The following is a 7,522-nucleotide window of genomic DNA, read 5'->3' on the forward strand; positions in this document are numbered from 1 at the left end:
ACTCCTTACGCCACGAAGCAGAGCAGCTCGCCACCGATACCCTGGGCGCGTGCTTTGCGGTCAGTCATCACACCCATGGAGGTGGAGACAATGGCGATACCGAGGCCGTTCATAACCTTGGGGATATCGTTCACGCCCTTGTAGATACGCAGACCAGGCTTCGAAACGCGATCGATGCGCTCGATAACCGGACGGCCGGCGTAGTACTTCAACTCGATATCGAGCTGGGGCTTCTTTTCATCGCCGGTCACGGCGAAGTTTTCGATATAACCTTCATCCTTCAGCACGGTAGCGATAGCCACCTTGATCTTGGAGGAGGGCATCGTTACCGACGGCTTGTCCGCACGCTGAGCGTTACGGATGCGGGTCAGCATATCGGCGATGGGATCATGCATACTCATTCGTGATCTCCTTACCAGCTGGCCTTGACAACACCGGGGATCTCACCACGCATGGCGATCTCACGGAGCTTGTTACGGCCGAGGCCGAACTTGCGGAACACACCACGCGGACGACCGGTAACCGAACAACGGTTACGCAGACGCGTCGGGTTGGCGTTGCGCGGCAGGGCCTGGAGTTTCAGGCGGGCGGCGAAGCGCTCTTCGTCGCTCAGGTTCTGGTCGTTGATGATTGCCAGCAGCTGTTCGCGCTTGGCGGCAAACTTCGCCACCAGCTTTTCGCGCTTCTCTTGACGGTTGATCAAAGCGAGTTTAGCCATGGCAAACCTCAGTTCTTAAACGGGAACTTGAACGCGGCGAGCAGCGCACGGGCTTCTTCGTCGGTCTTCGCGGTGGTGGTAATCGTGATGTTCATACCACGCAGGGCGTCGATCTTGTCGTACTCGATTTCCGGGAAAATGATCTGTTCCTTGACGCCCATGTTGTAGTTACCACGGCCATCAAAGGACTTGCCCGATACACCGCGGAAGTCGCGCACGCGCGGCAGAGCGATGGTCACCAGACGATCCAGGAATTCATACATACGATCGCGACGCAGGGTGACCTTGCAGCCAACCGGGTAGTTGTCACGAATCTTGAAGCCGGCAATCGACTTCTTCGACAGGGTCACGACGGGCTTTTGGCCGGTGATCTTGGTCAGATCGCCAACGGCGTGCTCCATGACCTTCTTATCGGCCACAGCTTCGCCAACACCCATGTTGACAGTGATCTTCTCGATGCGCGGCACTTCCATGATCGACGTATAGCCGAACTTTTCAGTAAGCTGCGGAACGACGGTTTCTTTGTAGAAATCTTGCAAGCGTGCCATGTTTAGCCCCCGACCACTTCGCCGTTCGACTTGAACACGCGAACTTTTTTGCCGTCGTCGAGCAACTTGAAGCCGACGCGGTCAGCCTTCTGGGTCGCTTTATTGAAGATGGCTACGTTGGAAACCTGGATCGGCATCGTCTTATCCACCACACCGCCAGCAACACCGCGAACCGGATTCGGCTTCTGGTGCTTCTTCACGACGTTGATACCCTCAACGATAACCTTGTCATTGACCAGAACACGCAGGACGGTGCCGCGCTTGCCCTTGTCTTTGCCAGTGATAACGACGACTTCGTCGCCTTTACGAATCTTATTCATGCGCGTACCCCTTACAGCACTTCTGGCGCGAGCGAGACGATCTTCATGAAGCGCTCGGTGCGCAGTTCACGCGTCACCGGCCCGAAGATGCGGGTGCCGATCGGCTCAAGCTTGTTGTTGAGGAGCACGGCGGCATTGCCATCAAACTTGATGAGCTGACCATCGGCACGACGAACACCCTTGGCAGTGCGAACAACGACGGCGTTATAAACGTCGCCCTTCTTCACGCGGCCACGCGGTGCGGCGTCCTTGATACTCACCTTGATGATGTCGCCCACCGAAGCGTAACGACGCTTGGAGCCACCCAGCACCTTGATGCACATAACAGAGCGCGCACCGGTGTTGTCAGCAACATCCAGCATGGATTGCATTTGAATCATGGAAACAAACCTCCAACTTAACCCGTCAATTCCGCCGGCATACCCGGCAGCGCCGTAGCAAACCACGGCACAACGGCCAGTTTTGGACCCCGATAGGGATAAAACTCCGACACCGAAATGATGGAACACCATTTCGGACGAAGGATAAACAGCAGGGCATTCTACGATATGTAGAATGCCCTGACAAGCACTTACGCTAAAAAAGTGATCAGATCACTTGATTAGGCGGTACGAGCCTTCTCGATGAGACTGGTCACGATCCAGGACTTGGTCTTGGACAGAGGACGAGTTTCCTCGATGGTCACCATGTCACCTTCGCCGTAGGCGTTGGTTTCATCGTGCGCATGGTACTTCTTCGACAGACGAATGATCTTGCCGTAGAGCGGGTGCTTAACCTTACGCTCAACCAGCACAACCACGGTCTTGTCCATCTTGTTGCTGACCACACGGCCGGTCAGCGAACGCTTCAGTTTGGTCTCGGTCATTTACGCCACCTTCTGAGCCAGGATGGTGCGAACGCGCGCGATATCGCGGCGAACGCGCTTCAGTTCACTGGTCTTGGCAAGCTGCTGGGTAGCCAGCTGCATGCGCAGGCCGAACTGGGCCTTCAGGAGCGAGGTGAGCTCGGTCTTGAGCTCATCGACCGATTTGTTACGCAATTCAGTCGCTTTCATCTCACTGCCCCACATGTCGGGTTACGAAAGTCGTCGCGATTGGCAGCTTGGCGGCGGCCAGACGGAAGGCTTCGCGGGCGAGAGTCTCGTCCACACCGTCCATCTCATACAGCACCTTACCAGGCTGAATCTCGGCAACGTAGTATTCCGGGCTACCCTTACCATTACCCATCCGGACTTCAGCGGGCTTGGAAGAGATAGGCTTATCCGGGAATACGCGGATCCACACACGACCGCCACGCTTGATGTGACGGGTCATGGCGCGACGAGCGGCTTCAATTTGACGCGCGGTCAGACGACCACGGCCAATGGCCTTCAGGCCCCACTCGCCGAAGCTAACCTTGTTACCGCGGGTAGCAACGCCGGTGTTACGGCCTTTCTGCTGTTTGCGGTACTTGAGTCTAGTTGGCTGCAGCATTTCGAGGTCCCTTTCGCGGCTTGCGTTCGGCTTGTTCCGGCTGAGCGGCCACTTCCTGGCCAGCCTTCACGTCACCCTTGTACACCCACACCTTGATACCGATGATGCCGTAGGTGGTCTTGGCTTCGGACGTCGCGTAATCGATGTCAGCGCGCAGGGTGTGCAGGGGCACACGGCCTTCGCGATACCATTCGGTACGGGCGATTTCGATGCCGTTCAGACGACCCGACGACATGATCTTGATACCCTGGGCACCCAGACGCATGGCGTTCTGCATCGCGCGCTTCATGGCACGACGGAACATCACGCGCTTTTCCAGCTGGGCAGCGATGGAATCAGCGATCACTTGTGCATCGGTTTCCGGCTTGCGGATTTCTTCGATGTTGATGTGCACCGGCACACCCATCAGCTTGACTAGGTCGCGCTTCAGGATCTCGATGTCTTCACCCTTCTTGCCAATCACCACACCCGGACGGGCGCTGTGGATGGTAATGCGGGCGTTCTTGGCCGGGCGCTCGATAACGATGCGACCAACCGAGGCATGCGACAACTTTTTCTTCAGGAACTCGCGCACCTTGATATCTTCGGCGAGCATGGCCGGGAAGTTTTTGCTATTCGCATACCACTTCGAGGCCCAGTTCTTGTTGACGGCTAGACGGAAGCCAATCGGATGAATTTTCTGTCCCATATCGTCCTCATTCGCCCACGGTCAGGGTGATGTGGCAGGTTTGCTTCTCGATGCGGTTGCCACGGCCCTTGGCACGTGCGGCAAAACGCTTCAGGGAAGGTCCCTTGTCCACATAAATGGTCGTCACCTTGAGGGCGTCAATATCGGCGCCATCGTTGTGTTCGGCATTTGCAATCGCCGACAGCAACAGCTTCTTGATGATGACCGCGCCCTTTTTAGGGCTAAAGGTCAGAATGTTGATGGCGTGCTCAACCGGCTTGCCGCGCACCAGGTCAGCGACCAGGCGAGCTTTCTGAGCCGACAGGCGTGCGCCAGTCAAAATAGCGGAAGTTTGCATGGCGGCACCTTACTTCTTGGCTTTTTTGTCGGCAGCGTGACCCTTGAACGTACGGGTCAGCGAGAATTCGCCCAGCTTGTGACCGACCATGTTCTCGTTGATGTACACGGGAACATGTTGCTTGCCGTTGTGCACCGCGATGGTCAGACCGACGAAGTCGGGCAGCACGGTGGAGCGACGGGACCAGGTCTTTACCGGGCGCTTGTCGTTGGTCGCACGCACTGCTTCAATCTTCTTGAGCAGATGAGCGTCGACGAACGGGCCTTTTTTAACGGAACGAGCCATGTCTAATTACCCCTTATTCGAATACCGGCGGCGCACGATCATATTGTCGGTGCGCTTGTTGCTGCGGGTACGGTAACCCTTAGTCGGGGTACCCCACGGGCTAACCGGCACACGACCTTCACCAGTGCGGCCTTCACCACCACCGTGCGGGTGATCGATCGGGTTCATCGCCGTACCGCGAACGGTCGGGCGAATACCACGCCAGCGATTTGCACCGGCCTTACCGATCTTGCGCAGGTTGTGCTCTTCGTTACCGACTTCACCGATGGTGGCGCGGCAATCGACGTGCACCTTGCGGATTTCACCGGAACGCAGACGCAGCTGGGCGTATGCACCTTCGCGAGCCAGCAATTGCACGGAAGCACCGGCCGAACGCGCAATCTGCGCACCCTTGCCAGGTTGCATTTCGATGCAATGGATGGTGCTACCGACCGGAATGTTGCGCAGCGGCAGGGTGTTACCCGCCTTGATCGGCGCTTCCGGGCCGCTCACCACTTGCGCGCCGGCCTTCAGGCCACGCGGAGCGATGATGTAGCGACGCTCGCCATCAGCGTAGCAGAGCAGCGCGATGTGGGCGGTACGGTTAGGGTCGTATTCCAGACGCTCAACGGTGGCAACAATGCCATCCTTGTTGCGACGGAAATCGATCAGGCGGTAGTGCTGCTTGTGGCCGCCGCCTTGATGGCGAACGGTAACCACACCGCGATTGTTACGACCGGCGTTCTTGCTTTGGCTTTCCACCAGGGCAGCGTGCGGCTTGCCCTTGTGCAGCTCGGGGCTGACAACCTTGACAACGGCGCGGCGACCGGGGGATGTGGGCTTAACTTTTACCAGCATCGTCGTTCTCCTTACTGTGCAGCCTGGAGGTCAATTTCTTGACCGGGCTTAAGGGCAACGTAGGCCTTCTTCCAGCCCTTGCGCCAGCCGTTGGTACGGCCGAAACGCTTTTGCTTCGGCTTCACATTGGTGACTTGGACGGATTCGACCTGCACTTTGAACAGCAACTCAACCGCAGCCTTGATTTCCGGCTTGGTCGCATCGCTGACGACGCGGAAAACCACTTGCTCGTACTTCTCAGCAACCAGCGTGCTCTTTTCAGAGATCACCGGAGCCAGCAGTACCTGCAGCAGACGATCTTGATTCAGCTGAGTCATGCCAGGATCTCCTCGATTTGCTTGAGCGCCTCGCGGGTGACCAGCACCTTCTTGAAGCGAACCAGGCTGACCGGATCGGCCTGCGACGGCTCGAGCACGAGCACGTTAGGCAGGTTGCGCGAGGCCAGGTACAGGTTCTCGTCAAGATTGTCGGTGACAATCAGGGTGCGCTCGTTCAGACCCATGGCAGCCAGCTTGGCAGCAAATGCCTTGGTCTTCGGGGTTTCGGCGGTGAAGCCGTCAACCACCACCAGACGCTCTTCACGCACCAGTTGCGACAGGATGGTCGCCAGGCCAGCGCGGTACATCTTGCGGTTGACCTTCTGGGTGAAGTTTTCGTCAGGGGAGCTCGGGAAAATCTTGCCACCACCACGCCACAGCGGGCTGGACGCCATACCGGCACGAGCGCGACCCGTACCCTTTTGACGCCACGGCTTGCGGGTGGACTTGGCTACATCGCTACGGCCCTTTTGGGCACGGTTGCCGCTACGGGCATTGGCGAGGTAGGCGGTGACAACCTGGTGAACCAGGGCTTCATTGTAATCGCGACCGAACAGTGCGTCGGAAGCGGTCACGCTGGCAGCGGCTTGGCCACTTGCATTGATGACTTTCAGTTCCATTACGCACCTGCCTTCACGCTGGGACGCACGACAACGTCGTTGCCCTTGGAGCCGGGAACGGCACCCTTGACGAGCAACAGACCGCGCTCGGCGTCAACACGAACCACTTCCAGGTTTTGCACGGTGCTCTTGACGTTACCGTACTGACCAGCCATGCGCTTACCGGGGAATACACGACCCGGATCCTGCGCCATACCGATCGAACCAGGAGCGTTGTGCGACACGGAGTTACCGTGGGAGGCACGCTGCGAACTGAAGTTGTGACGCTTGATGGCACCGGAGAAGCCCTTACCCTGGGAGGTACCGGTCACATCGACCAGTTGACCCACGGTGAAGATCTCAACGGTGATCTGGCTGCCAGGCTGGAACTTGGCCAGCTCGTCAGCCGTCAGCGCGAACTCGTGCAGACCACGACCAGCCTCGACACCTGCCTTGGCAAAGTGACCGGCTTCAGCCTTGTTGACACGATTGGCGCGACGCTCGCCGAAGGTGACTTGCACAGCGGCATAGCCATCTACTTCAGGAGTCTTGATTTGCGCGACGCGATTGGACGACAGATCCAGCACGGTCACCGGGATGGAAGCACCATCCTCGACGAACACGCGGGTCATACCGACCTTGCGCCCGATAAGTCCTAAGCTCATCGTTCTTTCCTTTTAAAAGGGCCAGCTACGATTGGCCGGCGATCATCGCAAGCCGCGCAGGGCGGCCTGCATCGAACGAAACTACCTGCCTTGCACCACCACCTTACGGCAGCAAAAAATACAAAGCGGGCTCGCCATTACAGCGAGCCCGCGATGATACTGCAACGTCTTGGTTTTATGCAAGAAATTATTGCAGTTTGATCTCTACGTCCACACCAGCCGGCAGATCCAGCTTCATCAGGGCGTCAACCGTCTTGTCGGTCGGGTCCACGATATCCATCAGGCGCAGGTGAGTACGGATCTCGAGCTGGTCGCGCGAGGTCTTGTTCACGTGCGGCGAACGCAGCACGTCGAAACGTTCAATCTTGGTGGGCAGCGGAACCGGGCCCTTGACCACAGCGCCAGTGCGCTTGGCAGTGTCGACGATTTCCTGGGCGGAACGATCGATCAGTGCGTAGTCGTAAGCCTTGAGGCGGATGCGGATCTTTTGGTTAGCCATGATTTTTCCTAAAGAGCGAGACAACCGGATGGTTGCCTGAACAACATGAAAGAACAAGGGTGGGCCTGCTGGCCCACCCATTGACCATTACTCGATGATCTTACCGACAACGCCGGCGCCAACGGTACGGCCACCTTCGCGGATAGCGAAGCGCAGACCTTGTTCCATGGCGATCGGAGCAATCAGGGCAACAACCACTTCAACGTTGTCGCCTGGCATCACCATTTCGGTGCCAGC

At 57.8% G+C, this 7,522-nt stretch carries 17 protein-coding genes; all 17 read right to left on the minus strand.

The features are described from left to right. Positions 1 to 5: 5 nt before the first annotated feature. Positions 6 to 401 (minus strand): 30S ribosomal protein S8, encoded by a 396-nt coding sequence (rpsH, locus tag QWZ03_RS08670; protein ID WP_284197181.1) that lies wholly within the window; start codon positions 399 to 401, stop codon positions 6 to 8. 11 nt (positions 402 to 412) lie between these two features. After that, positions 413 to 718: a 30S ribosomal protein S14 gene (gene rpsN, locus QWZ03_RS08675; RefSeq protein WP_284197180.1), complete on the minus strand. Its 306-nt coding sequence runs from the start codon at positions 716 to 718 to the stop codon at positions 413 to 415. 8 nt (positions 719 to 726) lie between these two features. Next, entirely contained in the window at positions 727 to 1,266 is a 540-nt protein-coding gene (rplE, locus tag QWZ03_RS08680) for a 50S ribosomal protein L5 (protein WP_284197179.1), read from the minus strand. Between the two features lie 2 nt (positions 1,267 to 1,268). Beyond that, complete coding sequence (gene rplX / locus QWZ03_RS08685; protein ID WP_284197178.1) at positions 1,269 to 1,586, minus strand: 50S ribosomal protein L24; 318 nt, start codon at positions 1,584 to 1,586, stop codon at positions 1,269 to 1,271. A gap of 11 nt (positions 1,587 to 1,597) precedes the next feature. Beyond that, on the minus strand, positions 1,598 to 1,966 hold the full coding sequence (gene rplN, locus QWZ03_RS08690) for a 50S ribosomal protein L14 (protein WP_072428322.1): 369 nt from the start codon (positions 1,964 to 1,966) through the stop codon (positions 1,598 to 1,600). A gap of 221 nt (positions 1,967 to 2,187) precedes the next feature. Next, positions 2,188 to 2,451, minus strand: a complete 264-nt coding sequence (rpsQ, locus tag QWZ03_RS08695; RefSeq protein ID WP_284197177.1) for a 30S ribosomal protein S17 — start codon at positions 2,449 to 2,451, stop codon at positions 2,188 to 2,190. Then, entirely contained in the window at positions 2,452 to 2,640 is a 189-nt protein-coding gene (gene rpmC, locus QWZ03_RS08700) for a 50S ribosomal protein L29 (RefSeq protein ID WP_284197176.1), read from the minus strand. It abuts the gene before it with no gap. Between the two features lies 1 nt (position 2,641). Next, positions 2,642 to 3,058, minus strand: coding sequence for a 50S ribosomal protein L16 (gene rplP, locus QWZ03_RS08705; RefSeq protein WP_072428324.1), 417 nt, complete (start codon positions 3,056 to 3,058; stop codon positions 2,642 to 2,644). Continuing rightward, positions 3,042 to 3,746, minus strand: coding sequence for a 30S ribosomal protein S3 (gene rpsC, locus QWZ03_RS08710; RefSeq protein WP_308447043.1), 705 nt, complete (start codon positions 3,744 to 3,746; stop codon positions 3,042 to 3,044). The genes rplP and rpsC overlap by 17 nt, the downstream gene beginning before the upstream one ends. A gap of 7 nt (positions 3,747 to 3,753) precedes the next feature. Beyond that, positions 3,754 to 4,083, minus strand: coding sequence for a 50S ribosomal protein L22 (rplV, locus tag QWZ03_RS08715; protein WP_284197175.1), 330 nt, complete (start codon positions 4,081 to 4,083; stop codon positions 3,754 to 3,756). A 9-nt stretch (positions 4,084 to 4,092) separates the two neighbouring features. Continuing rightward, on the minus strand, positions 4,093 to 4,368 hold the full coding sequence (gene rpsS / locus QWZ03_RS08720) for a 30S ribosomal protein S19 (RefSeq protein ID WP_028446086.1): 276 nt from the start codon (positions 4,366 to 4,368) through the stop codon (positions 4,093 to 4,095). Between the two features lie 6 nt (positions 4,369 to 4,374). Further along, the gene (gene rplB / locus QWZ03_RS08725) at positions 4,375 to 5,205 is read right to left on the minus strand and encodes a 50S ribosomal protein L2 (protein WP_284197174.1); all 831 of its coding nucleotides are present in this window, start codon (positions 5,203 to 5,205) and stop codon (positions 4,375 to 4,377) included. Positions 5,206 to 5,216: 11 nt separating this feature from the next. Further along, positions 5,217 to 5,513 carry a 50S ribosomal protein L23 gene (gene rplW / locus QWZ03_RS08730; RefSeq protein ID WP_290332341.1) on the minus strand — a complete coding sequence of 99 codons (297 nt, stop codon included), beginning with the start codon at positions 5,511 to 5,513 and terminating at the stop codon, positions 5,217 to 5,219. A gap of 5 nt (positions 5,514 to 5,518) precedes the next feature. Continuing rightward, a complete protein-coding gene (gene rplD / locus QWZ03_RS08735; protein WP_284197173.1) occupies positions 5,519 to 6,142 on the minus strand; it encodes a 50S ribosomal protein L4 in 624 nt (207 codons plus the stop codon). Beyond that, positions 6,142 to 6,786: a 50S ribosomal protein L3 gene (gene rplC, locus QWZ03_RS08740; RefSeq protein ID WP_284197172.1), complete on the minus strand. Its 645-nt coding sequence runs from the start codon at positions 6,784 to 6,786 to the stop codon at positions 6,142 to 6,144. The genes rplD and rplC overlap by 1 nt, the downstream gene beginning before the upstream one ends. Before the next feature lie 187 nt (positions 6,787 to 6,973). Then, positions 6,974 to 7,285, minus strand: a complete 312-nt coding sequence (gene rpsJ / locus QWZ03_RS08745; RefSeq protein ID WP_072428332.1) for a 30S ribosomal protein S10 — start codon at positions 7,283 to 7,285, stop codon at positions 6,974 to 6,976. 87 nt (positions 7,286 to 7,372) lie between these two features. Then, positions 7,373 to 7,522, minus strand: a 150-nt coding sequence (locus QWZ03_RS08750; protein ID WP_505538577.1) for an EF-Tu C-terminal domain-related protein, incomplete at its 5' end; no start/stop codon positions are given.

Source organism: Chitinimonas viridis (genome assembly GCF_030409555.1).
GTDB classification, from domain to species: domain Bacteria; phylum Pseudomonadota; class Gammaproteobacteria; order Burkholderiales; family Chitinimonadaceae; genus Chitinimonas; species Chitinimonas viridis.